Below are 23,888 nucleotides of genomic sequence, written 5' to 3' on the forward strand. Positions count from 1 at the left end.
ACCGACCGGGGCGGCTCATCGGCCGCGCGTGCGATTCCGGCGGTGCTCGGCGCGGGCAGCCTCGACGTCGGCCGCGAACCCGGCCGGGTCCTCCGCCTTCAGGGCGTCGAGGGTCCCGTCCGCCCGCAGTGCCTCGATGTCCGCGCGCACGCCCTCCTCGAGCAGGTCCGCCAGGTCCGGATCCGTCCCGGCGTGCTCCGAATCCGCATCCACATCCGCTCCGGCCGTCACACGCCCCGCTCCCCGGGAGCCGCCGGCGGAGCCCTTGGGCTTCTTGCCGGCCGGCAGGGCCTGGAGGTCCGTCACCAACCGCCCGGGCAGTGATTCCGGCAGCGGCCCGAAGATGTTCTGGGCGGCCTTGATGACGCTCTTGCCCATGGCCCGGTTGCCGACGCCGCCGATCACGGCGCCCACCCCGAACGGCACCAGTCGGCCGAGCATGCCGGCACCCTGACGGACGATGAACTTCTTCATGAACATGCGCTTCATCTGCTGGAACAGCACATCGGAGATGCCGGATGCCCCGGAGATCGCGGCCACGGCGCCGCCCAGGGGGCCGGATCCGGAGCCGTTCGCCTGGGTGGTGAAGTCCCGCAGGAGCTTGCGGCCGTCGTCACCGAGCATCACGGCCATGACGAGGGTCTGCGCGCGCTGCGGGTCATCGGTGGTCACCCCCATCAGTTCGGCCACGGACTGGGCGTACAGGGCCGTGGTCTCGAGGAAACCGATGGTGGCCGCGGCGGAGAGGCCCAGGGCGGCGGCCGTGCCGACCCCCGGCACCACGGCGGTGCCCCCGACGGCGGCCCCGCCCCCGGTGACCGCGGTCAGGTACTGCTTGCCCAGGCGTTCGGCGAGCTGTGCAGGCGTCTCGTCCGGGTGCGAACGGCGCAGGCGGTTGAGGTTGCGCAGCACCAGCGGGCGCTGGACCTCCACGGCCCGGAGCACGATCTTATGGAACGCCGGCGTCGGGTTCCCATGCGGATCCACGGCCCGGTTCAGGGCGAAATCGGTCGCCTTCTGCCCGGCGACGGTCGAGATGATCGATTTCTTTGCCATGGTGGTGGCCTCCTGGAGCTGGTGGATCCTGCCGACGACGCTACCGGAGCGCGTGCTTCAGGAAGATCCGGACATCCCGGGCCTCCTCGGCGCTCATCCCGTGCCCCATCCCCTCATAGGTGCGAGCCGTGAGCCGGGTGTTGTCCTCAAGCCAGTCCGCCGTGTACGCGATGGCGTCCGGGTTGATGACGAGGTCCTCCACGTCCCGGCCCCAGAAGAAGGGCCTGGGTCCCGGGCCCTCGGGGGGTGAGTCCAGGGTCTCCAGCAGCGGGTTGGAGAGCACGAAGCCGCTGAGGCCCACCACGCAGGTGAAGGCCTCCGGGCGGAGCCGGTACACCGTGGACGCCATGGCCATCCCCTGGGAATGGCCCAGCACCGAGACCGTCCGGAATCCGCTCCGGGTGACCTCCTCGGCGTCCAACAGGTCGAAGACGCGATGGGCGGCCGCCACCACCTCGGCGAAGTCGTTCGTCAGGAAGTAGTCCAGCAGGAACCAGCCCCAGGCGCCCGGATCGGGCCCCGGACCGGACCCGGCACCGTCCGTGCCCTCCATGACCGGTGCGGCGCCGGCGTCGATCTCGAACCCACCGCGCACGGCCAGGCCCGTGGCGTTCTCGGGAAGCATCCCGAAGTAGGCCTGGGCGGCCCGGACCTCATTGGCCCCGTAGCCGTGGACGACCAGCACCAGGTCCGTGCCGTGGCGCTGGGACTCAGGCCGGGACCAGACCACGTGGTGGCCGGTGGACAGTGTCTCTCTCACTCGGCCGTCAGCCGCTTCCGGAGCCGAGGTCGAGGTCGGTCCAGACCAGGCGGTGCTCGCTCGGGGTCGAGTCGTTGGGCTCACCCGGTTCGCCACCCGGCGCGTTGGCGCGAGTCAGGTGCGAGCCCAGTTGGCCGGACTGGGGCCAGAAGACACCGGACGCCGCGGTGGTCAGGGACGAGGACGGCAGCAGGTAGTCCGACCGAGCCACCGTCCAGTCACCGCCCTCACGGCCCACCACCTCGGTGGCCATCGGGTGCTCATCCTCGGTGATCACCGCGGCGCCGCGCGAGGTGGGTTCGGGGTCCTGGACGGCCTCCGACTCCAGCAGGCCAGCGATGACGGAGGGATGCTCCTCCTCGTCCAGGTCGGTTCCGGTCAACGGCCCGAACTCTCCGGCCAGAATGAACGGTTCGCCCTCGCTGAGCCCACCGGACTGACCCTCGTCGTCCACGATGTAGCCGGACTCTGCCGGGTCGCCGGAGACGTAGTCCGCCCACAGCCGCATCTCGTCGTGGTGGCGTTCCGCTCCGGCAAGGCCGTCTCCGCCATCTCCCGGCCGGGCCGCCAGCACGTGCACGGTCTGATCGCCGACCTGGACGGGGATATCCCAGTGTGAACTGGACGAGAGCCGCAGGACGGACCGCTCGAGATCTGAGAAGGTGTCCTCCGGGATGGCATTGCCCGGCATGGAGTCCCACGGCAGTTCCTGGAAGGTGCGGATGCCCTCCGTGTCCAGGGGATGTTTCGAGTACAAGACCATGCCGTGCTGGCCGGCGAACTCTCCCGGGCCGAAGGTGTCTCCGGGTCCGCCGATGACGCCGTCGTTGTCCAGGTCCGCCCCGGTGTCCACTCCGTTGTTGACCTCGGCCACGTACATGTAGGGGTAGTCGATACCCTGCTGACCACCGGTCCCGACGGCCAGGTAGTTCGTCCGGAAGGACTGGGCGAGTTCCTCGCCCCCGTCCACGTCCACGTCGGTCAGCAGCACGAGATCCGGCGCGGCCCGCTGGACGGTCTCGGCCACCTGCTGCCCCTGCTCATCTCCGGGAGTGGAGAGATCCTCGGTCAGCTCTCCGGGGGCGGAGCGGCTCAGCCCGGCCGAGAAGGTGGCCACGCGCAGGTTCTCCGGGGCGGCAGACGGCACCTTCCCCTCCTTGATCCACAGCATCTGCCGCAGCAGGTCGGGATTCTCGGGAAGGGCGTCGTTGAAGTCGAAGGAGGCCAAGCGCTGTGCCGGCGAGACCGAGGCGTGCACTGCGGGAGCCTGCAGGATGGCCGGTGCGGCCGTCGCCGCGGGTGCACCAAGCAACGCCGCCACGGCGGCTGCAGGCACAAGGGCACCGCCAAGCACCATGGGCCGGCGGAGCACCCGGGGGAAAGCACTCATGCGGACCACCCTAGGCACGGACGTTGCTCCGGGGGTAGGGCCAAACCGGGCCCACATCGCCAGGTCACGGCACCGGCCGGGCGGTGACCGCCGGCCACGGACCAAGCCGAAAACCGCGAGGACAGCGCGTGTCGCGGCCACTATCTCCAGAGTGGTTCAACAGCCCCACGCCTCATTCGGACGTCAGAGCCCGTGATTCGGTTATCAAATCTTGATCTCGGCGCAGTCACCGAGACATCCCTGAAACATTCGAGCGAGCGACTGGCATCCTGAAGGATCGAGATGGCGGGAGATGGCGGGAACTGTCAGCGTTCCGGCCAGGACGAGGAGCGCTCAAACCCTGGCACAGTGCACAGAAACGGCCCCTGACCCGGCATGATGCCGATTCAGGGGCCGTTGCGCGGTGGGCCCTGCGGGGATCGAACCCGCGACCCGCGGATTAAAAGTCCGATGCTCTGCCAACTGAGCTAAAGGCCCTGGCCAGCCGGTGGCCGCGTCCCATGCTAGCGGACGGCGGCACCCGAGAGGCGATCGTTCGGCCAGCGTCCGGGGGGCGGGACCGTACCGCACCGCCGGCGAAGGCGTACCGTGGAGTGGGTTCCCGGTGGCGCCGCCCGTTGCAGCATTACGCCCGGCGCGGCACTGAGACCCCAAGCAGACACACCCCCCATCCCCGGAAAGGTGGCCCTCCCGTGACGTCCTCCCGGAATCGTTCCGGCCGGTCCCCGAGCTCGACGGCGGCCGGCACCGTCCGCCATCACCGGCCTCGGCCGTTCGCCCCGGACCAATTCGCCGCCTTTCAGGGCGGCACCGACCCTGCCGCCACCGCAGAGGGTGCGGCGTTGCTGGCGCGCGCCCTGGTCGACGGCGGCCGGTCCACCACAGACCAGGCCGCAGTCCGTCGGCTGGTCGGCCTGGTCGAGGAGGCTGGGATAGACACCGTGGCCCAGTGGTGGGCCGATGCCCCGGCGATCTCCCTGAGCGGTGTCCTCTGGCGGCTGTACGCGCTCCGCTCAGCGACGGTCCGCAACGGGGCCCAGTGGGCCGCCTGGTACCGTGCCGGCCACGAGGCACATGTGGCCCGCGCCGTGGCAGGGCCGGTCGAACCGCCCGGTGCCCGAGAACTGCAGCAGCTGACGACCGACATCCTCACCGGGGCGTTCACCGGAGACTTCGACGTGGCACTCGAGCGGGCCGCCGCCTATAGCCGGGTCATCTGCCTGGGCCAGGCACACCACTCCGAGGCGCTCGAAGCCGGTCAGCCGGCCCAGGCCGCCGTCCTGCTGCGCCAGGCCAAACGGCTCCTGGGCACCGCCGAGGAACTCGAGGAGGCGGCGGCCGCCTGGCGCCGCGGCACGCTCGATTGAGCCGATGGCTGACAACATCGGCCCCGGTGGACATCCCCGCCCCCGAACGCGCACACTGGATACCGGTGCCGGGCCGCGGTAACCCCGGGCTCCAATATTCTGCCGCTACGAGCGGCCACTCGCCGAGAGGCGTTCCCGGTCCGGCACTGCCCCCTTTTGCGGGATACCCTCTTCTTTGATGAACCTCTCACTGTCCTCCCTCCTTGCCCCGGACACCGCCAGCCTCGAACACCTCGCGGCCCTGGCGGATGGCCTGGGTGCCGCCGTGCACCAGGTTGCCCAGTTGATGGGCTCCTCCACGGCCGCCGCTGAGGAGGTCAGCACCCGCCTCTCCGAGATCGACAGCGAGTCCAGCGTCCGCCACATGGCCCTGCTCACCAGCCTGCGGAGTTCCTTCATCACCCCCCTGCCGCGCCAGGACCTCTACCTGATGGCGGACGGACTCAACAATGCCGTGGAGAAGGTCTGCAATGCCGGACTGCTCATCGTCTCCACCGAGCAGTACCGGCTGCCGGCCGAGGCCATGGACATCCTGGAGACCCTGGGCCGGCAGGCCGAGCTGCTCAAGGAGGCCACGGCCCAGTTCCGGACCCTCGACGCCCTCGAGGAGACCTGGATCCAGCTCCAGCGCAATTCGAAGCGCGCCGAGCGCGTCATGGTCGAATGGGTCTCCGGGATGACTGGCGACCTGCTGCAGCGCAGCTACAACCGGCAGCGGGAGGCAGCGCATGCCGTGGATGCCGCCATCGTCGCCGTCCGGCAGATCACCGTCCACGTCGGCAGCGTCCTGGTGCAGGAGTCCTGACGGACGTGTCCCCCCTCGTTCTGGTCCTGCTGTGCCTGGTCCTCGCCCTCACAGTCGGGTACGGGTTGCTCAACGGCATGCGGGACGCCCCCAATGCCATCGCCCTACCCGTCCGCAGCCGGGCCCTCACTCCCGGGGTGGCCCTGCTCCTGGCCGCTGTGATGAACCTCGGTGGCGGCATCCTGTCCGGTGGCCTGCTGACCGCCGTGTGGCAGGAGCTTCCCCCCGCCATCCCCAACGGCGGACCGGGCCTGCTGATGGCCGTCGTCGCCCTGGCCGTGGCGATCGGGTGGGGGTGGTTCGCCTGGCAGCGCGGCCTGCCCGTGTCCATGACGCATGCGCTCATCGCCGGTCTCATCGGGGCAGGCGTGGCCCTGACCGTGACCGGTGACGCATCCTTCGAGGGAATCTGGTCCCCCGCGCTGGTCACCGCGATGCTGGCGGGACTGCTGCTGACCCCGCTGCTGGGGTGCTTCCTGTCCTGGATCCTCGTCACCCCGGCCACCTGGGTGGCCCGCGATGCCGCACCGGGCACGGTCAATCACACCGCCCGCATGGGGCTGGCGATCACCGGTGCCGCCAACGCCCTCGGCCACGGCGTGCAGTCCGGCCAGCGCATGACCTTCATGGTCGCCATCGCCCTCACCGCCATCGGCCGGCCCGATGCCATGGGCTGGTGGGTTCCGGTGGCAGCCGGTCTCACCCTGGCCATCGGCACCCTGTTCGGCGGGTGGCGCGTTGCCCACACCCTCACGGAGAAGCTCGTGCACCTGGACCCGCTGCGCTCCGCGGTGGCCTCGACCGTCAGCGCCGGGCTGCTGTTCGTGGGCTCGTTCGCCCTCCACCTGCCGTTGTCCTCCACCCACGCCGCGGCGGCGACCATCCTGGGCGCCGGCCAGAACCAGCGTTACACCGCGGTCCGTTGGCAGCAGGTCCAGCGGGTGATCGGCTACTGGTTCGCGACCTTGGTGGCGCCCGCGGCCGTGGCGCTCATCCTCGCCGCAGCCGCCAGCCCGCTGTTCTGAGGGGAGCCGGGCCTGGAACGCCCCGGCCGGTGACGATCAGCCGAAGCGGCCGGAGACGTAGTCCTCCGTCTGCTTGTTGGCCGGGTTGTTGAAGATGACGGACGTCTCGTCGTATTCGATGAGCTTGCCCGGCTTGCCGGTGCCGGCGATGTTGAAGAACGCCGTCTTGTCCGCCACGCGAGCGGCCTGCTGCATATTGTGCGTCACGATCACCACGGTGAACTCGTTCTTCAGCTCGTTGATCAGGTCCTCGATCGCCAGGGTGGAGATCGGGTCCAGGGCGGAGCAGGGCTCGTCCATGAGGATCACGTCCGGCTCCACGGCGATGGAGCGGGCGATGCACAGGCGCTGCTGCTGGCCACCGGACAGGCCGGAGCCGGGCTTGTCCAGCCGGTCCTTGACCTCGTTCCAGAGGTTGGCGCCGCGCAGGGACTTCTCCACGATCCCGTCCGCCTCCGAGCGGGACATCCGGGCGCCGTTCAGCTTGTGGCCGGCCAGGATGTTGTCCCGGATGGACATGGTGGGGAAGGGGTTCGGTCGCTGGAAGACCATGCCCACCTGGGTGCGGACGGTCACCGGGTCCACGCCCGAGGCGTAGACGTCCTCGCCGTCCAGGAGCAGCCGTCCCTCGGCGCGCGCGCCGGGGAGTACCTCGTGCATGCGGTTGATGGTCCGCAGGAAGGTCGTCTTGCCACAGCCCGAGGGGCCGATGAACGCGGTGACGGACCGGGGTTCGATGTTGATGTTGACGCCTTCCACAGCCAGGAAGTTGCCGTAGTAGACGTTGAGGTCAATGGCTTCGATGCGCTTTGACATGTGAATTCCTCTGTCTTTCGTCTCTGCTCGGCTTAGCGGCCGGTCTTCGGCGCGAACGCCTTGGCGATGACGCGTGCGGCCAGGTTCAGCAGCATCACGATGACGATCAGGACCAGGGCCGCGGCCCAGGCACGGTCCGCCGAGGGCATGCCGGCGGCCGGCGCGGTCGGGTTCATCAGCTGGCGGTAGATGAACACCGGCAGGGCCGTCATCCATTCGCCGAACGGGTTCCAGTTGGTCGCCGCCGCATAGCCCGCGGTCACCAGGATCGGTGCCGTCTCGCCCGTGACGCGGGCGATGGCCAGGGTGATGCCGGAGGCGATACCGGACATGGCCGTGGGGAGCACGACCTTGAAGATGGTCCGCCACTTGCGCACACCGAGGGCGTAGGACGCCTCCCGGAGCTCGTTCGGGACCACCCGGAGCATCTCCTCGGTGGACCGGACCACCACGGGGATCATCAGCACGGACAGGGCGATGGCCGCCGTGAGGCCCATCTTGATCATCTGCACGTGCCGCGGCGACTCCCCGATGAACGTGGTGATGAACAGTTCCACCACGGCGAACGCGAACAGGCCGGCCACGATCGAGGGGATGCCGGTCATGACGTCCACGAAGAACACGATGGAGCGGGAGAACCAGCCGCCCCGGCTGTACTCCACCAGGAAGATCGAGGTCAGCAGGCCGATCGGCACCGAGATGATCGTGGCCATCAGCGTGATCATCAGGGTGCCGGCCAGACCGTGCAGGAAGCCGCCCTGCAGGGAGGCGCCCTCATTCTGTGTCGCGATGTCATCCGCGCCGGTCACGCCTGCCATGTCCGTCCACAGCAGCTGCGGATTGGCCAGCAGGGTGGGCAGACCGTTGGCGAACACGGTCCAGATCACGGAGATCAGCGGGATGAGGGCCAGGATGAAGGCGGACCACACGAGGTTGCGCCAGATGCCGTCCGTGGCACGGCGCTTGTTCTCGATGACGTAGGTGGTGACGTACATGCCGACGATGTAGAGGACCGCGGCGAAGATCAGCCAGCCGGTCCAGCTGAAGGACCCGCCGCCCAGCAGGGCCGTCAGGCCGGCGGCGAGGACCAGCGCACCGATGGCGACGGCGATCCAGGTCCAGCGCGGCATCTGGCCGGCGGTCAGGGAGTTCTTCCTGGTTCCGCCCGGCTGCGGGCTGGTTCCCCGCTGGGTGGTGTCAGTTGAGGTGGTCATCAGTTCGCTCCCGAGAATTCCTTGTGCCGGTTGACGATCCAGCGCGCGATCATGTTGACCACGAGGGTGATGATGAACAGCATCAGGCCGGCTGCAATCAGCTCGGACTGGCGCATGCCGAACGCCTCGGGGAAGTTCAGCGCGATCTCAGACGGGATGGTCGCATTCCGCCCGGAGGTGATGATGCTCCAGGAGAAGATGCCCGGGGAGAGCACCAGGGTGACGGCCATGGTCTCGCCGAGGGCGCGGCCCAGGCCCAGCATGATCGAGGAGATGATTCCGGCGCGGGCGAACGGGAAGACGGTCATCCTGATCATCTCCCAGCGGGTGGCACCGAGCGCCAGGGCGGCTTCCTCGTGCAGCTTGGGGGTCTGGATGAAGATCTCGCGGCAGAGGGACGTGATGATCGGCAGGATCATCACGGCCAGCACGATCGCGGACGTCAACAGGGCCCGGCCGGTGTTGCCGGCATCGCCGCCGAACAGCGGGATCCAGCCCAGGTACTCGTGCAGCCACTTGTAGATGGGCACCACACCGCCGGCCAGCGTGGTCATTCCCCACGCGCCGAAGACCACGGACGGGATGGCCGCCAGCAGGTCGATGATGTAGCCGACCGGGGTCGCCACCGACCTGGGGGCGTAGTGCGAGATGTAGAGCGCGATCCCCACCGCCACCGGGGTGGCCAGCAGGATGGCGATGATCGAGGCGATCAGCGTGCCGGCCATGAGCGGCCAGACGTACTGCCAGAACGTGTCCGCGCTCTCGATGCTCTCCTCATCGGAGAAGACCTCCGGCCACAGGGCCGGCAGGGATTCGACCACCAGGAAGATCGCGACGAACGCCAGGACCATCAGGATGACGACGCCGGCCGCGAGGGCCAGGCCGGAGAAGACCTTGTCCCCTGCGGCACCGCCGCTCGACGCCGTGAGCGACGACTTCTTCGCCGGCTCAGTGGCTGTTTCAGTCACGGTGACTCCCCTCGGAGTTCGTGGTGCGGACCCGGAGTCCACATCTCAGGAATGGATAGCGTGTCAAGCATGGCACAGCCGCCGACCCTACTTGAGAGGGTCGGCGGCTGGGCCGAGAGGCCGATCAGCACCGGCCGGAACCGGCGATGATCAACCCTGGACGGAGATGGCCTGGATGGACTCCAGAGCGGCTTCGCGGGTGGCCTCGGAGATCGGGGCGTTGCCCGCGGAGGACTCGGCAGCGGTCTGACCCTCCTCGGACACCACGTACTCGCCGAAGGCCTTGGCCGTGTCAGCGGTCTCCTGGTCCTGGTACTGGTTGCAGAAGATGTGGTACGAGACCAACACGATCGGGTAGACGCCGGCCTCGGTGGTCGTGCGGTCGAGCTCGACGGCACCGGCCTCGCCCGGCGCAGCCTTCTCGACGGCGGCGGCAGCAGCATCGGCGGAGTACGGCACGTACTCCTCGCCGACCTGGACGGCCACGGTTCCGAGCTCTCCGATCTGGGAGGCATCGGCGTAGGTGATGGCACCGTCGGTGGACTGGGCCAGGGAGACGACACCGGAGGTCTGCTGGGCGGACTCGGCGGTGATCTCAGAGGGCCAGGTCTCGACGACGTCGTAGGTCCAGGACTCCGGAGCCGCGGCCGTGAGGTAGTCGGTGAAGTTCTCGGTGGTGCCGGAGTCATCGGCACGGTGCACCACGGTGATGTCGGTGTCCGGCAGCTCGGCATCCGGGTTCTGGTCGGCGATCGCCGGGTCGTTCCAGGTGGTGATCTCGCCGGTGAAGACCTGGGCGATGGTCTCGGCGTCCATGTTGACCTGGTCGACACCCTCGAGGTTGAAGGCGACGGCAACCGGGGAAATGTAGGACGGGACGTGGAAGACACCCTCCGGGCCACAGATCTCCTCGGCGGAGGCCATCTCCTCTTCGTCCATGGCGGCGTCGGAGCCGGCGAAGGAGTACTGGCCGGCCAGGAAGCCCTCGCGGCCGGAGCCGGAGCCCACCGGGTCGTACTGGACGGTCAGGTCCGGGTGGACCTCGGTGACACCGTTGGTCCAGGCGGTCATGGCGGACTCCTGCGAGGAGGCGCCACCACCGATCAGGGTGCCCGAGACCTCGGCCGGGGCACCCGACTCGGAGCCGGCCGGAGCGGAGGACTCGGTGGAGCCACCGTTGCCGCCGCAGGCGGTCAGGGCCAGGGCGGCGACAGACAGGACGGCGGCGTAGCGCCCGATGCGAAGAGCCTTCACGAATATGCCTCTTTCGAGTTCGATGACAGTGCAGGCGAGGCCGTCACCACTGCTTGTCCGAGTGGCAACTGACGAAGCAGGGCAGGGATGCCGATGGCCTCTATCCACGAGAAAGCTATGGGGGCAAGGTGACGCGAGGGGCGGTGCAAGATTAACGCGAGCTTAACGAGGCCACGGCATCGAATGCGACACCACCGCCCCGACGCGCGGGAAGGCCAGTAATGGCGCGGAAGTCGCCGGCGTCTCCGGAGATTTCATTGACGGCGTGAGTAATCTCACGCTGCCCCGAGTGCCGTCAGTGTCCCCTCGGGGCTCCCCGACGGTCCCGTGGCGACGGGTCCCGGCCCGAACGATCGTCCGCCACCCCGGTCGGTCCCGCCTAAGCTAGTCGGCATGGAGCAGCAGCCCGCGTCCGGCTCCTCCTGGACGAGAACGGTGACGAAGGCACGGCAGTGGTGGGCCCGCACGTGGTCCTTCGCCACCCGCCGGGCACGCTCAGGCGCCTCCCGGGTCACCTCGGCGCTGGTCCCTGCGGCCGTGACCTCCCTGTGCGCAGTCCTGGCCTACGTCTTCGCCGAGCTCGTCCTGGGTCACCAGGATCCCCTGTTCGCCGCTACGGCAGCGCTGATCGCCCTCGGCTTCAACCGGGATCCGAAGGTGCGCAAGGTCCTCGAAGTGGCCATCGGCTGCACCCTGGGCATCCTCATCGGAGACCTGATGCAGGCCGTTCTGGGCCAGGGCTACTGGCAGGCCGTGCTGGTGGTCTACACCTCCATCCTGGTGGCCCGGTTCATCGACTCCGGGGCCACCTTCACGCTGCAGATGAGCTTGCAGTCCGTTCTGGTGGTGCTCCTGCCCGCAGCGGAGGGCGGGCCGTTCACGCGCAGCCAGGACGCCGTCGTCGGCGGCCTCATCGCCCTCGTGGTGACACTGCTGATGCCGAAGAACCTGCGCAAGGAGGCCGCTACCGGGCTGCGGGATCTCTACGGGACGCTCACGCGCGCCCTACGCGACTGCTCGGAGGCCCTGCGCTCCCATGAGTCCCGGACCGCGTGGATGGGGCTGGTGGCCTGCCGCGGCACGCAGACGGCCGTGGAGAACCTGCGCAAGGACGTCAAGAACGCCCGCGAGCTGGCCACCTTCTCCCCCACCAAACGCCGCGCCCGGCCGGAGCTGGACGAGACGGCCCACACCGTGGAGATGTCCGATCTGGCGGTGCGGAGCATGCGCGTCGTCGCCCGCCGCGTCATCAGCGTGATCGACAACGGCGCCTTGGACGACGAGGGGACCAGATTGCTGGCGGACTGGTTCGATGAGGCCGCGGACGCCGTCGGAATCCTGGGCCGGTCGCTGGGAGAGCCGGCGGCAGCCGGTCGGCACAAGTCGCTCTCCGTGGCCCGGGACGCCCTCGGTGGGGCGGCCGCGCGGCTCGAACCAGCCGAGCTGGGCGCCACCACACTGCACGCTGAGGCGCTCGTCATGCTGCTCCGCCCCATGATGGTCGACCTCATCGAGGCCACCGGCTCCTCCCACGACGAGGCCGTCGGGTACCTGCCGCGCCTCTGATTCCGGCGCTCAGCCGGCCCCAGAACTGGTCCCTGAGCCAGCGTGTCCGTGCGCGGCACTAGCCTTGATCCATGGCGACGAAGACCAGCAGACGTGTGAACCCCGGCTACCGCTGCAGCGAGTGCGGGTGGACGACCGCCAAGTGGGTGGGTCGGTGCGGCGAGTGCCAGGCCTGGGGCACGGTGACCGAGGCCGGCGCGGACGCCTCGTCCGGCCGGACCCCCGCCGCCATGGTCGCGACTCCGGCCGTGCCGATCGGTGAGGTCGACGCCTCACAGGCCCGCTTCCACACCACCGGGGTGTCCGAACTGGACCGGGTGCTCGGCGGGGGACTGGTTCCGGGCGCGGTGGTGTTGATGGCCGGCGAGCCCGGCATCGGCAAATCCACCCTGCTGCTGGACGTGGCCGCCAAGGTGGCCCGGCACCGGCGTCCGGAGGGTTCCACGCGGTCCGTCCTGTACGTGACCGGGGAGGAGTCCGCGGCCCAGGTGCGGCTGCGTGCCGACCGGATCGGCGCCGTCGCCGACACCCTGTTCCTGGCCGCCGAGACGGATCTCGGCCGGGCCCTGGGCCAGATCGAGAAGGCCGAGCCGGACCTGCTGATCGTGGACTCCGTCCAGACCCTGCAGTCCCAGTCCGTGGACGGCACCGCCGGGGGCGTCACCCAGGTGCGCGAGGTGGCGGCCAGCCTGATCAACGAGGCCAAGAGCCGGAACATGACCACCGTGCTCGTGGGCCACGTGACCAAGGACGGCTCCATCGCCGGCCCCCGCCTGTTGGAGCACCTGGTGGACGTGGTATGCCAGTTCGAGGGTGAACGGCATTCACGCCTGCGCCTGGTCCGGGCCGTGAAGAACCGCTATGGGCCGACGGACGAGGTGGGGTGCTTCGACTTGGGGGATGCCGGCATCGTCTCCCTGGAGGACCCCTCGGGACTGTTCCTGTCCGGGACCCTGAATCCCGTGGAGGGCACCTGCGTGACGGTGACCCTGGAGGGTCGGCGGCCCCTGGTGGCAGAGGTCCAGTCCCTGCTGACACCGTCCGGGCAGGGCAGCCCCCGCCGGACCGTCAGCGGGCTGGACTCGGCCCGGATCAACATGATCCTGGCCGTCCTGCAGCGCCGTGCGGGCTTCCCCCTGAACCAGGACGACTGTTATGTGGCCACCGTGGGCGGGGTGCGGCTGACCGAGCCGGCGTCTGACCTGGCGGCGGCCCTGGCCATCGCGAGCGCCAAGCTCAATGCGGTGGTGCCCAAGGGTCTGATCGCCTTCGGGGAATTGGGACTGGCCGGAGAGGTCCGCCCCGTGCCCGGCATCGGCCGGCGCATTCGGGAGGCCGCCCGGTTGGGATTCCGCCGCGCCGTGGTGCCGAAGTCCCCCGAACCGCTGGGTGAGTTGCCGGACGGCGTGGCGGTGGCCGAGGTCCGCACGCTGACGGAGGCACTGGAGACCATGAAGGAGTGGGCCTCCTGATCCCCCAAGCCCTCTGACCCCAGCCTTCTGAGCCCGGTTACTGCAGGTTGAACGTCACCGGCTGGGCCTTGAGCTCTCCCAGGGACACCTCGAGGCGGTACGTGCCGCTGCGGGGTTCCGTGGCGGTCTCGCCGCAGTCCTCGGCGGAGCGCACGCGCGGCCAGGTAAATCGGGCACGCTCCTGCTCATCCGGGGAGATCTCCACCAGGGCGTCCTGGCCGTCCACCTGGCAGTCCTCCGTGGAGAAGATCCGGTCCGAGCCGGAGTACACCGTGAACACCTGCTGCGTGGTGCCGAGGTTCGCCTCGCAGGGCTCCTCACCCGTGTTGTCCACGCGCAGCTCCAGCACCGGTTCCTCCCCGTCCCCGTAGGTCGGCTGGTCCGTCGCGGCGGAGATCACGATGTCCCCGGGCGGACAATTGCCCGCGGCCGCGGCCGCGGCCTCGCCGGAGGCCGAGGGCGAGTCCGACGGGTCATCACCGGCCCCGTCGGTGGCGCCGGATTCGGGCGCGGTTCCCGTGGCGGACGCCGATGGCGAGGCCGCGGCCTCTCCGGAGGGGGTGGTGCCCACGCTCGCGGACGACGTCGGCGCGGGGGCGTCCTCACCGGCGGCCGGCCGGAAGAGCGAGACGAGCCACCAGACTAACCCCACCACGATCGCCAGGACCACCACGAGCAGCACCACGGCGACCAGCCGGCGACGGCGGTACACCGCGCTCGATTGCGGTCGCAGCAGGTCGTTGTTTCGGGGCTCACCGGGCATGCCTCCAGCCTAAGGACTGCGGTGGCCGGTCCCGGACTGGCCACGCCGAGGATCGGCCGGCGCACTACAGTAGACGGCATGTCTGCGCCGGTGATCACGTCTACCCTCCACCACCGGGTCAACGACTGGTTCTCCCTCCACGCCCGGGATCTGCCGTGGCGTCACCCGGAGTGCAGCCCGTGGGGTGTCCTCGTCAGTGAGATCATGCTGCAGCAGACCCCCGTGGTGCGGGTGCTGCCCGTCTGGACGGCCTGGATGGAACGCTGGCCCACGCCGCGGGACCTGGCCGCAGAGCCACCGGGCGAGGTCATCCGCGCCTGGGGCCGTCTGGGATATCCACGCCGGGCCCTCCGGCTCCAGGCTGCCGCCGCCGAGATCGCCGGGTCCCACGGGAATCGGGTGCCGGACCGTGTCGACCAACTCCTCGCCCTGCCCGGCGTCGGTGCCTACACGGCCGCCGCCGTCGCCTGCTTCGCCTTCGATCAGCCTGAGGTGGTCGTGGACACCAACATCCGCCGGGCACACGCGAGGATGGTCTCCGGCCGGGCGCTACCGGAGGAATCCCTGACCACCGCTGAGATGGCCTTGGCCCGGGACCTCATGCCCGAGGATCCGGAACAGGCCTGCCGGTGGAATGCCGCGGTGATGGAACTGGGGGCGCTGATCTGCACGGCCCGCTCCCCCCAATGCGAGCTATGCCCGGTGGCGGACCTCTGCGCCTGGCGAGCGGCCGGCATGCCGGAGCCGCACTACAAGCCCACGGGCCAGGCCTGGGCCGGCACCGACCGCCAAGTGCGGGGCGCCATCATGGCCGTGCTCCGCGACCGCGGCTCGGTGGCACTGTCCGCACTTCCCGCACTCACGACGTCGGGCGGCACCTTGGGCGTGCATCGTCCCGAGGCCGCCCAGTATGAGCGGTGCGTGGACAGCCTGGTGTCAGACGGGCTGGCCATCCGGAACGGCAACGGCCCGGAGGCCATGCTCAGCCTGCCTGGCTGAGGGCCCCCGGGCCGTCCGGTGCCAGAGCCCCCCACCTCCGCCTGGATGGCGGCCGGTGACTCCGGCGACTGCGTTGGTCAGTTGATCAGTTGTTCTTGTTTCCGCCGAAGAGGTCCTTGGCAGCGTCCTTGACGTCCTCGACCTTGTCCTTGATACCGGCCTTGGCCTCATCGGCCCGGCCCTCGTTCTTCAGACGGTCGTTGTCCGTCGCCTCGCCCAGACCCTGCTTGGCCTGGCCCTTGACCTCATCGGCCTTGTTCTCAAAGCGATCTCCGGTACCCATGGTCTCCTCCTCGCGTCGGTGGATGGCCGGCACCTGCCGACCCTTGCCCCTGCAGTCAAGCACGGCACCCCGAGCTGTGGCTACAGGGAGACGATCATGCGGGTGTTGCCGAGGGTGTTGGGCTTGACGCGGGCCAGGTCCAGGAACTCGGCCACGCCCTCGTCCTGTGAGCGCAGCAGCTCGGAGTACACCTCCGGGTCGACGACCGACTGGTCTGCCATGACCGTGAATCCGTGGCGGCTGAAGAAGTCGACCTCGAACGTCAGGCAGAACACCCTGGACACTCCCAGTGCGCGGGCCCGCTCCAGCAGCCGGTCCAGGATGCGATGGCCCACCCCGTGCCCACGCCATTCGCTAGAGGTGGCCAGCGTGCGCACCTCGGCGATGTCCTCCCAGATCACATGGAGGGCGCCGAATCCCGCCAGGGAGCCGTCCGGAGCCTCAGCCACCATGAACTCCTGGATGGCCTCGTAATAGGCCACGGCCTCCTTCTGCAGCAGCACGCGTTCACGGGCCAGTGGCTCCACCAGGGCGCGGATGGCATGGACATCCTGAGTGCGCGCGGGCCGGATGACGAGTTCAGTGGAGTCCATCGGTTCAGTGTAGGACTCCGGCCGCGGCATCAGTCCCCTATGCGGCAGAGGACCCGCCCTCCAGGGGCGGGTCCTCTCAATACCAGCTGCCGTGGAGCCCGGGTCCGGACTGACGGCGTGGCCGGCCCCTACTGCCCGGTGGTCGAGGCCTCGATCTCCGGGTGCTCCGGAGCCGCTTCCAGAGCCTCGGGCTGATGGGCGACGGCGAAGGTGAGCTTGGCCGTCTCCGCCTCCCCTTCCAGATCAACGGTGATGGCAGAACCGGGCGTGATCTCCCCGAAGAGGATCCGCTCGGAGAGCTGGTCCTCCACGAGGTGCTGGATGGTTCGGCGAAGCGGGCGGGCACCCATGGCCGGATCGTAGCCCCGATTGGCCAGGAACTCCTTGGCCGGGGTGGACACGCTGATGGTGAGATCCTGCTCATCCAGTCGCTTCTGCAGGCGCGCGATGAACAGGTCCACGATCTGCACGATCTCGCCCTTGGACAGCTGCGGGAAGACGATCACGTCATCCACGCGGTTGAGGAACTCCGGCCGGAAGTGCTGGCGCAGCTCCTCCTGGACCTTGCCCTTCATCCGGTCGTAGCCGGTCTGGGTGTCCGCGGCGGACTGGAAGCCCGTCATGACGCCCTTGGAGATGTCCTTGGTGCCGAGGTTCGTGGTCATGATGATCACGGTGTTCTTGAAGTCCACCACTCGACCCTGGGAATCGGTCAGGCGGCCGTCCTCCAGGATCTGCAACAGGGAGTTGAACAGGTCCGCGTGGGCCTTCTCCACCTCGTCGAACAGCACCACGGAGAACGGGCGGCGGCGGACCTTCTCCGTCAGCTGGCCGCCTTCCTCGTAGCCCACATAGCCGGGAGGGGCACCGAAGAGACGGGAGACGGTGTGCTTCTCCTGGAACTCAGACATGTCCAGCGTGATGAGGGCTTCCTCGTCACCGAACAGGAACTCGGCCAAGGCCTTCGCCAACTCGGTCTTGCCGACGCCCGTGGGCCCGGCGAAGATGAACGAGCCGGAGGGCCGGTTCGGATCCTTCAGGCCAGCGCGGGTGCGGCGGATCGCCTGGGACAGCGACTTGATGGCCTCGTTCTGGCCGATGACCCGCTGGTGGAGTTCGGCCTCCATATTGCGCAGGCGGTCGGTCTCCTCCTCGGTGAGCTTGAAGACCGGGATGCCGGTGGAGGTGGAGAGCACCTCAGCGATGAGATCGTCGTCCACCTCGGCGATGCCCTCGGTGACCGAGGTCCGCCATTCCTCTTCCTTCTGATTGCGCTCGTCCGTGAGCTTCTGCTCCTGGTCGCGCAGGTTGGCGGCACCCTCGAAGTCCTGGCCGTCGATGGCGGCCTCCTTCTCGGCGCGGACCTCGGCGATCCTGGCCTCGAACTCCTTGATCTCCGGCGGCGTGGTCATCCGCTTGATGCGAAGCCGTGCCCCGGCCTCGTCGATCAGGTCGATGGCCTTGTCCGGCAGGAACCGGTCCGAGACATACCGGTCAGCCAGGGTGGCGGCCGACTTCAGCGCCTCATCCGTGATCGAGACACGGTGGTGTGCCTCGTAGCGATCACGCAGCCCCCGGAGGATCTCAGTGGTCTCCTCGACGGAGGGCTCGTTGACCTGGATCGGCTGGAAACGACGCTCCAGCGCGGCATCCTTCTCGATGTGCTTGCGGTACTCGTCCAGGGTGGTCGCACCGATGGTCTGCAGTTCGCCGCGGGCCAGCATCGGCTTCAGGATCGAGGCGGCATCGATGGCACCCTCGGCGGCGCCCGCACCCACGAGGGTGTGGATCTCGTCGATGAACAGGATGATGTCCCCACGGGTGCGGATCTCCTTGAGGACCTTCTTCAGGCGCTCCTCGAAGTCACCGCGGTAGCGGGAACCGGCCACCAACGAGCCGAGATCCAGCGTGTACAGCTGCTTGTCCATCAGGGTTTCCGGGACATCGTTGCGGACGATGGCCTGGGCCAGGCCCTCAACCACGGCGGTCTTGCCGACGCCGGGCTCACCGATGAGCACGGGATTGTTCTTGGTGCGGCGGGACAGCACCTGCATGACCCGTTCCATCTCCAGGGCACGTCCGATCACCGGGTCCAGCTTGCCCTCGCGGGCGGCGGCGGTCAGGTTGCGGCCGAACTGGTCCAAGACCACCGAGCCGGCCGGGGCTCCCTCGGACTGGCCGCCGGCGGAGACGCCGGCTCCGGCGGTCTCCTTGCCGCCGGCACCGCCCTGGTAACCGGACAGCAGCTGGATGACGGTCTGGCGGACCCGGTTGAGGTCAGCGCCGAGCTTCACCAGCACCTGGGCGGCCACACCCTCGCCCTCGCGGATCAGCCCCAGCAGGATGTGCTCGGTGCCGATGTAGTTGTGGCCGAGCTGGAGGGCCTCGCGCAGGGAGAGCTCCAGGACCTTCTTCGCCCGCGGCGTGAAAGGGATGTGACCGGAGGGGGTCTGCTGACCCTGACCGATAATTTCCTGGACCTGCTCGCGCACGGCGCCCAGGGAGATGTTGAGCGACTCGAGGGCCTTGGCGGCCACTCCTTCGCCTTCGTGGATCAGACCGAGCAGGATGTGCTCGGTACCGATGTAGCTGTGGTTGAGCATTCGCGCTTCTTCCTGCGCGAGCACCACCACCCGCCGGGCACGGTCCGTGAATCTCTCAAACATTTGGGCACACTCCTTGCTGACTGTGGTGTCGATGCTACGCACCGCAGGACGACTTCGGGCGGCTGTTCGCCACTGGGAGAACAGCCGCCCGAAGGGGCGTGGGAACAGCGCGAGGGCGAGAGCGGAGCGGTCAGCCCTCCCCGCGCCACGGACTACTTCTTGGCGTTCCGGTAAGCCTCGACGATGTCCCGGTGCAACCGCCCCCGGCGGGAGACCTCGTAGCCGTTGTCCGCGGCCCATTCGCGGATCTTCGCCGCCTCATTGGCGGGTGCCGGCGGTGCCACGGCGCGGGCCTTGCGGATGTACCCCTTCAGGGTCGTGCGCAATTCCTTGGCGTGCTCCGCCGACAAGTCGATTTCATAGTGACGCCCGTCCAAGGAGAACTGAACGGTTTCTTCGGCTGGTGTTCCGTCCAGATCGTCAACCAAGACCACTTCCACTTTCTGTGCCAAGACTCCCCCTAGGTGTTCTGCTTATCCCTCTCCAGCATCCGTTCAATCGGCCGCGATGATTCACGGACAATGCATCGGCATTCTGGAATCTGATCCACTGATCTTGATTCGAATACCGAGTATTGCGGAGAAGATAAGAAACGTTCAACTCAGAAGCGCTTGCGCTCAATTATTCCATGCGAACTCACAGGTTCGGAATGCGTGATGTTTCCGAACAGCAAAGAACCCCATCGGATTCTTTCATCCTGATGAGACAGTGCATTCACGGGTCAATTCACTGATCAAGGAGTGAAGATATTCCTGTGCCATCGGCACCAGAATGGCGTTGTTCTCACGGCTCTCCGCTTTCCCAGAATCAGGGAGCCGGGTCCCGGCCACGGCCGTCACCCAGCACGGGCCGGAGGCTCAGTCGCGGGGAGGCTGAGCGCGTCCGTCGAGCCGACCGGAACCGTCGAGCCGATCGACTTCTTCGATCTGATCTGAGCCGTTCTGACGGTCCGCTCCTGAGCCGGGAGCTGCTCGCTGGCGAGCCCACTCCTGCGCCTCGCGCTCCTCGAGCTGCGCCTTGGCCTGGCGCTCTCCAGTGTCCACTCGGAACACCGAGCGCATGACGAGCCAGAAGATCAGGGCCAGACCCACGGAGGGGGCCAAGACGGAGAAGTAATCCCAGAAACTTGCCATCACTGACCGCCTCCGGGGGCCTCTGGCTTGAGCAGGGGGAACAGGATGGTCTCCCTGATCCCGGCACCGGTGAAGAGCATGACGAGCCGGTCGATGCCGAGACCGATACCGCCCATGGGCGGGGCCCCGTACTCGAGGGCCCGCAGGAAGTCCTCGTCGAACTGCATGGCCTCGTCGTCACCGGCGGCTGAGGCCCGGGACTGCTCCACGAGCCGCTCGCGCTGGATGACCGGATCGATCAGCTCGGAGAACGCGGTGCCGCGCTCCATTCCACCGATGATCAGGTCCCAGGCCTCGATGACGCCCGGCTGGTCCCGGTGCGGGCGGGCCAGCGGCTGTGCGGCCGGTGGGTAGTTGTAGACGAACGTGGGGTTCACCAGCGTGGGCTCGACGATCTCCCCGAACAGCTCGAGGACCATCTTCTCCGCGTCCCAGAAGGGGTCGAAGGACACCTGGTGCTCCTCGGCCACGGCTCGCAGCTGTTCCACCGGGGTCTCCGGCGTGATCTCTCGGCCCACAGCCTCGGACAACCCCGGGTACACCTCCACCCAGGCCCACTCGCCGTCCAGGTCCGCCGTGCCGTTCGGCGTCTCGACGGTCCGGCCGGCGCCCACGGCGTCCGCTGCGTTCAGGATCATTTCCTTCATGCGGTCCGCCATGGCGTACATGTCCGCCCAGGCCTCGTAGGACTCGAGCATGGTGAACTCGGGTGAGTGCGTGGAGTCCACGCCTTCGTTGCGGAAGACGCGGCCGATCTCGAACACGCGGTCGATCCCACCGACCACGGCCCGCTTGAGGTAGAGCTCCGTGGCGATGCGCAGTGTCATGTCCTGGCCGAAGGCGTTCAGGTGCGTCTCGAACGGGCGCGCGTGCGCGCCGCCGTGGACGAGCTGCAGGACCGGAGTCTCGACCTCGACGTAGTCGCGCGCTTCCAGGGTGTTGCGGATCGAGCGGATGATGGCGGCGCGGGTGTGCACCATCTTCCGGGCCTCCGGCCGCACGATCAGGTCCGCATAGCGCTGGCGGACGCGGGTCTCCTCGTTGAGTTCGGCGTGCAGCACGGGCAATGGCCGCAGGGCCTTGGAGGCCATCTGCCAGGAGTCGGCCATGATGGACAGCTCGCCCCGGCGCGAGGCGATGACCTCGCCGCTCACGGCCAGGTGGTCGCCGAGATCCACGAGGTGCTTCCAGTCCGCGAGGGAGTCCTCGCCGACGTTCGCCAGGGAGACCATGACCTGCAGGCGGACGCCCTCACCGCCGTCGCCGCCTTCCTGCAGGGTGGCGAAGCACAACTTGCCGGTGTTCCGCAGGAACACCACGCGGCCGGCAACACCGACCCTGTCTCCGGTCTCCGTGCCGGGCTCGAGGTCGGGGTAGGCCTCGCGGACCTGCTGCAGGGAGTGGGTCCGCCCGACAGTGACCGGGTACGCCTCGCGTCCGGAGGCCAGCATCTCGGCGCGCTTGTCATGGCGCACCTGGCGCTGGTCGGCACTGGAGGCGGGGTTCGTGGGGGGCGGAGTCTTCTCGGTGGTCACGGTCATCCAGTCTACGTGCCCCCGGTAGGACGCCAATTGCCGCGCGTGCGCGCCACCACCTGCGCGCCACCACCTGCGCGTCACCTGCTGTCACCAGATGGTGACGCGATCCTCCGGATCCAGCCACATCGCATCACCGGGTTCGGTGCCGTAGGCCTCGTGGAACGCGTCCAGGTTCTTCACCACCTGGTTACAGCGGAACTCGTTGGGTGAGTGCGGGTCCGAGGTGATGCGCGTGATCGCGGTCTCCGTGCGGGTCAGTTGGCGCCAGCACTCGGCCCAGGAGGCGAAGAACGCCCGGTCCTGCTCGCGGGAGGCCTCGTCGGCGTCGGCCCGCTCGGCGGGCCCGTCGGTGTTCGGGAGGCCTTCGGAGACGGGCCCGTCACGGTCAGCGTCGGTGCCGCCCGCCCCGAGGTTCTCCTCGCGCCAGATACCCAACGCCTGGGAGGCGATGCCGAGTCCGCCCAGGTCACCGATGTTCTCGCCGAGCGTGAGCTCGCCGTTGACCTGGTGCTCGGGGGCCTCAGCGGGCCTGAGCACCTCATACTGGCCGACGAGCCGGGCGGTGCGTTCCTCGAAGGCCGCACGGTCGGCGTCGGTCCACCAGTTCTGCAGGGAGCCGTCTCCGGCGTATTGGGAGCCCTGGTCGTCGAAGCCGTGGCCGATCTCATGGCCGATGACCGCGCCGATGGCACCGAAGTTCTCCGCTGCCAGCCGGTTCGGGTCGAAGAACGGGGGCTGGAGGATGGCGGCGGGGAACACGATCGCGTTCTCCAGCGGGGAGTAATAGGCATTGACCGTCTGCGGGGTCATGTGCCATTCCTCCGGGTCCGGCCCCGTCTCGATCTTGGCGAGGTCGCGTTCGAACTCGAACGCGTTGGCGGCCCGGACGTTGGCGATGAGGTTCTCCGGATCCACGGCCAGGGACGAGTAGTCGATCCACTTCACGGGGAACCCCACCATGGGCTTGAACATGGACAACTTCTCCAGGGCCTTCTGGCGGGTGTCCTCCCCCATCCAGTCAAGGGTGCTGATCGACCGGCGGTAGGCCTCGATGAGTGCGGAGATGAGGCCGTCCATGGCGGCCTGGTGGCCGGCCGGGAAATGCTTGGCCACATACAGCCGGCCGACATCCTCGCCCACGGCGCCGTTCACGAAGGCGACGCCGCGCTTCCAACGGGGCCGGACCTCCTCGGTGCCGGCGATCTTGCGGCCGTAGAACTCGAAGTTCTCGTTGACGAAGGCCTCGGTCAGGTAGGGCGCGGCGGACCGGAGCAGCTGGAGCTGTAGCCACCGCTTCCACGTGCCCAGGTCCTCCTCCACGAGCAGCGTCTGCATCGCGGCCAGGAAGTCCGGCTGCCAGACGACGACCTCTGCACTGCGGCCACCCGTGGCGCCGACACCCTCGAGCCAGCGCTCGGCCAGCGGGAAGGCCTTCAGCAAGGCGGTCTGGTCCAGGAGGTTGTACCGGGCCACGGCGTCACGGACCTTGACGACGTCCCAGTGGGCGGCGGCGATCTTGGTCTCCAGGTCCACCACCCGGTCCGCGTCCCGCTCGGCCTCGTCCCGGTCCCCGCCAATGCCGGCGAGCATGAACACGTTGTCCACGTGCTGGCGGTAGTCCGTGACCAGCTCCGCGAACTTCTCCTCGCGATAGTAGGACTCGTCCGGCAGCCCGAGGCCGTCCTGGATCAGGTGCAGCAGCATGCGCTCGGGGTTCCCGGCGTCATTCAGGGATCCCGTGCCGATCAGCCCGCTGACCCCGGCACGCTGCAGTTGGCCGGAGAGGTGGATGAGCTCCTCCGGCGTGGAGACGCCCTCGATCTGGGCGAGGTCGGCGACGATCGGTTCGAGGCCTCGCTCCTCCACTCCGGATTCGTCCATGAAGGAGGCGTAGAGGGCGCCGATCCGACCACGGGCGCCGTCGTCGTCATGGCCCGCGGCGAAGGGGCCGGACTCACGCCCCGCGCCCGGGCCGGACCAGAAGTGCGCGGCCGCGTCCTCGGCGATGTGTCGCACGGCCAGTTCCGAGGCGTCCCGCAACTCCATGAACGCCCCGTAGGCACCCTGGTCCGCGGGGATCGAGTTGGACTGCAGCCAGGCACCGTTGACGTGCCGGTAGAGGTCCTCGCGGGCGCTGGGCTGCCGGGATGGGGTGGTTTCAGTCACGGATGCTCCTAGGAAGGGCCGGGCATGTCCACCGATCCTAGCGGCGAAGGGCCC

21 protein-coding genes and 1 tRNA gene are annotated in these 23,888 nt (G+C 68.6%); 6 read left to right on the forward strand and 16 right to left on the reverse strand.

Features of this window, described 5'->3' with window-relative positions; genetic code table 11:
- Positions 1-15: 15 nt before the first annotated feature.
- The 4 genes from BOSE125_RS13550 to BOSE125_RS13565 form a co-directional block, all read right to left on the reverse strand.
- Positions 16-1,056, reverse strand: a complete 1,041-nt coding sequence (locus tag BOSE125_RS13550; RefSeq protein ID WP_159553327.1) for a hypothetical protein — start codon at positions 1,054-1,056, stop codon at positions 16-18.
- Between the two features lie 40 nt (positions 1,057-1,096).
- On the reverse strand, positions 1,097-1,816 hold the full coding sequence (locus BOSE125_RS13555; protein WP_159553329.1) for an alpha/beta hydrolase: 720 nt from the start codon (positions 1,814-1,816) through the stop codon (positions 1,097-1,099).
- Positions 1,817-1,823: 7 nt separating this feature from the next.
- Complete coding sequence (locus BOSE125_RS13560) at positions 1,824-3,206, reverse strand: endonuclease/exonuclease/phosphatase family protein (protein WP_159553331.1); 1,383 nt, start codon at positions 3,204-3,206, stop codon at positions 1,824-1,826.
- A 404-nt stretch (positions 3,207-3,610) separates the two neighbouring features.
- Positions 3,611-3,683, reverse strand: a tRNA-Lys gene (locus BOSE125_RS13565).
- Between the two features lie 215 nt (positions 3,684-3,898).
- Between BOSE125_RS13565 and BOSE125_RS13570 the strand changes: the two genes are divergently transcribed.
- The 3 genes from BOSE125_RS13570 (at position 3,899) to BOSE125_RS13580 (ending at position 6,403) form a co-directional block, all read left to right on the forward strand.
- Positions 3,899-4,573 carry a hypothetical protein gene (locus BOSE125_RS13570; protein WP_159553333.1) on the forward strand — a complete coding sequence of 225 codons (675 nt, stop codon included), beginning with the start codon at positions 3,899-3,901 and terminating at the stop codon, positions 4,571-4,573.
- Positions 4,574-4,751: 178 nt separating this feature from the next.
- Entirely contained in the window at positions 4,752-5,378 is a 627-nt protein-coding gene (locus BOSE125_RS13575; RefSeq protein ID WP_159553335.1) for a hypothetical protein, read from the forward strand.
- Between the two features lie 5 nt (positions 5,379-5,383).
- Positions 5,384-6,403: an inorganic phosphate transporter gene (locus tag BOSE125_RS13580; RefSeq protein WP_159553337.1), complete on the forward strand. Its 1,020-nt coding sequence runs from the start codon at positions 5,384-5,386 to the stop codon at positions 6,401-6,403.
- A gap of 36 nt (positions 6,404-6,439) precedes the next feature.
- Here BOSE125_RS13580 and pstB read toward each other — a convergent pair whose 3' ends face one another.
- The 4 genes from pstB to pstS all read right to left on the reverse strand — a co-directional run bounded on the left by pstB (position 6,440) and on the right by pstS (position 10,655).
- Entirely contained in the window at positions 6,440-7,219 is a 780-nt protein-coding gene (gene pstB / locus BOSE125_RS13585) for a phosphate ABC transporter ATP-binding protein PstB (RefSeq protein ID WP_159553339.1), read from the reverse strand.
- 32 nt (positions 7,220-7,251) lie between these two features.
- Positions 7,252-8,433, reverse strand: a complete 1,182-nt coding sequence (pstA, locus tag BOSE125_RS13590) for a phosphate ABC transporter permease PstA (RefSeq protein WP_159553341.1) — start codon at positions 8,431-8,433, stop codon at positions 7,252-7,254.
- Positions 8,433-9,401, reverse strand: a complete 969-nt coding sequence (gene pstC / locus BOSE125_RS13595) for a phosphate ABC transporter permease subunit PstC (protein ID WP_159553343.1) — start codon at positions 9,399-9,401, stop codon at positions 8,433-8,435. The genes pstA and pstC overlap by 1 nt, the downstream gene beginning before the upstream one ends.
- Positions 9,402-9,551: 150 nt before the next feature.
- Entirely contained in the window at positions 9,552-10,655 is a 1,104-nt protein-coding gene (pstS, locus tag BOSE125_RS13600; RefSeq protein WP_159553345.1) for a phosphate ABC transporter substrate-binding protein PstS, read from the reverse strand.
- A gap of 393 nt (positions 10,656-11,048) precedes the next feature.
- Between pstS and BOSE125_RS13605 the strand changes: the two genes are divergently transcribed.
- Together BOSE125_RS13605 and radA are read left to right on the forward strand one after the other, a co-directional pair.
- Positions 11,049-12,221, forward strand: coding sequence for an aromatic acid exporter family protein (locus BOSE125_RS13605; protein ID WP_159553347.1), 1,173 nt, complete (start codon positions 11,049-11,051; stop codon positions 12,219-12,221).
- A 71-nt stretch (positions 12,222-12,292) separates the two neighbouring features.
- Positions 12,293-13,693 carry a DNA repair protein RadA gene (gene radA / locus BOSE125_RS13610; protein ID WP_159553349.1) on the forward strand — a complete coding sequence of 467 codons (1,401 nt, stop codon included), beginning with the start codon at positions 12,293-12,295 and terminating at the stop codon, positions 13,691-13,693.
- Positions 13,694-13,730: 37 nt separating this feature from the next.
- Here the strand turns inward: radA and BOSE125_RS13615 are convergent, their stop codons facing one another.
- Positions 13,731-14,456 carry a hypothetical protein gene (locus BOSE125_RS13615; protein ID WP_159553351.1) on the reverse strand — a complete coding sequence of 242 codons (726 nt, stop codon included), beginning with the start codon at positions 14,454-14,456 and terminating at the stop codon, positions 13,731-13,733.
- Between the two features lie 78 nt (positions 14,457-14,534).
- Between BOSE125_RS13615 and BOSE125_RS13620 the strand changes: the two genes are divergently transcribed.
- Entirely contained in the window at positions 14,535-15,455 is a 921-nt protein-coding gene (locus BOSE125_RS13620; protein ID WP_159553353.1) for an A/G-specific adenine glycosylase, read from the forward strand.
- Positions 15,456-15,540: 85 nt separating this feature from the next.
- Here BOSE125_RS13620 and BOSE125_RS13625 read toward each other — a convergent pair whose 3' ends face one another.
- The 7 genes from BOSE125_RS13625 to BOSE125_RS13655 form a co-directional block, all read right to left on the reverse strand.
- The gene (locus tag BOSE125_RS13625; protein ID WP_159553355.1) at positions 15,541-15,738 is read right to left on the reverse strand and encodes a CsbD family protein; all 198 of its coding nucleotides are present in this window, start codon (positions 15,736-15,738) and stop codon (positions 15,541-15,543) included.
- A gap of 80 nt (positions 15,739-15,818) precedes the next feature.
- Positions 15,819-16,331, reverse strand: a complete 513-nt coding sequence (locus tag BOSE125_RS13630) for an amino-acid N-acetyltransferase (RefSeq protein WP_159553357.1) — start codon at positions 16,329-16,331, stop codon at positions 15,819-15,821.
- Between the two features lie 128 nt (positions 16,332-16,459).
- Positions 16,460-18,997, reverse strand: a complete 2,538-nt coding sequence (locus BOSE125_RS13635; protein ID WP_159553359.1) for an ATP-dependent Clp protease ATP-binding subunit — start codon at positions 18,995-18,997, stop codon at positions 16,460-16,462.
- Between the two features lie 152 nt (positions 18,998-19,149).
- A complete protein-coding gene (locus BOSE125_RS13640) occupies positions 19,150-19,449 on the reverse strand; it encodes an Lsr2 family protein (RefSeq protein ID WP_115932523.1) in 300 nt (99 codons plus the stop codon).
- 405 nt (positions 19,450-19,854) lie between these two features.
- The gene (locus BOSE125_RS13645) at positions 19,855-20,130 is read right to left on the reverse strand and encodes a hypothetical protein (RefSeq protein WP_236558018.1); all 276 of its coding nucleotides are present in this window, start codon (positions 20,128-20,130) and stop codon (positions 19,855-19,857) included.
- Positions 20,130-21,671 (reverse strand): lysine--tRNA ligase, encoded by a 1,542-nt coding sequence (gene lysS, locus BOSE125_RS13650; protein ID WP_159553361.1) that lies wholly within the window; start codon positions 21,669-21,671, stop codon positions 20,130-20,132. The genes BOSE125_RS13645 and lysS overlap by 1 nt, the downstream gene beginning before the upstream one ends.
- 84 nt (positions 21,672-21,755) lie before the next feature.
- Entirely contained in the window at positions 21,756-23,834 is a 2,079-nt protein-coding gene (locus BOSE125_RS13655; RefSeq protein WP_159553363.1) for a M13 family metallopeptidase, read from the reverse strand.
- Positions 23,835-23,888: the final 54 nt, after the last annotated feature.

The organism is Citricoccus sp. K5, assembly GCF_902506195.1.
Taxonomy (GTDB): domain Bacteria; phylum Actinomycetota; class Actinomycetes; order Actinomycetales; family Micrococcaceae; genus Citricoccus.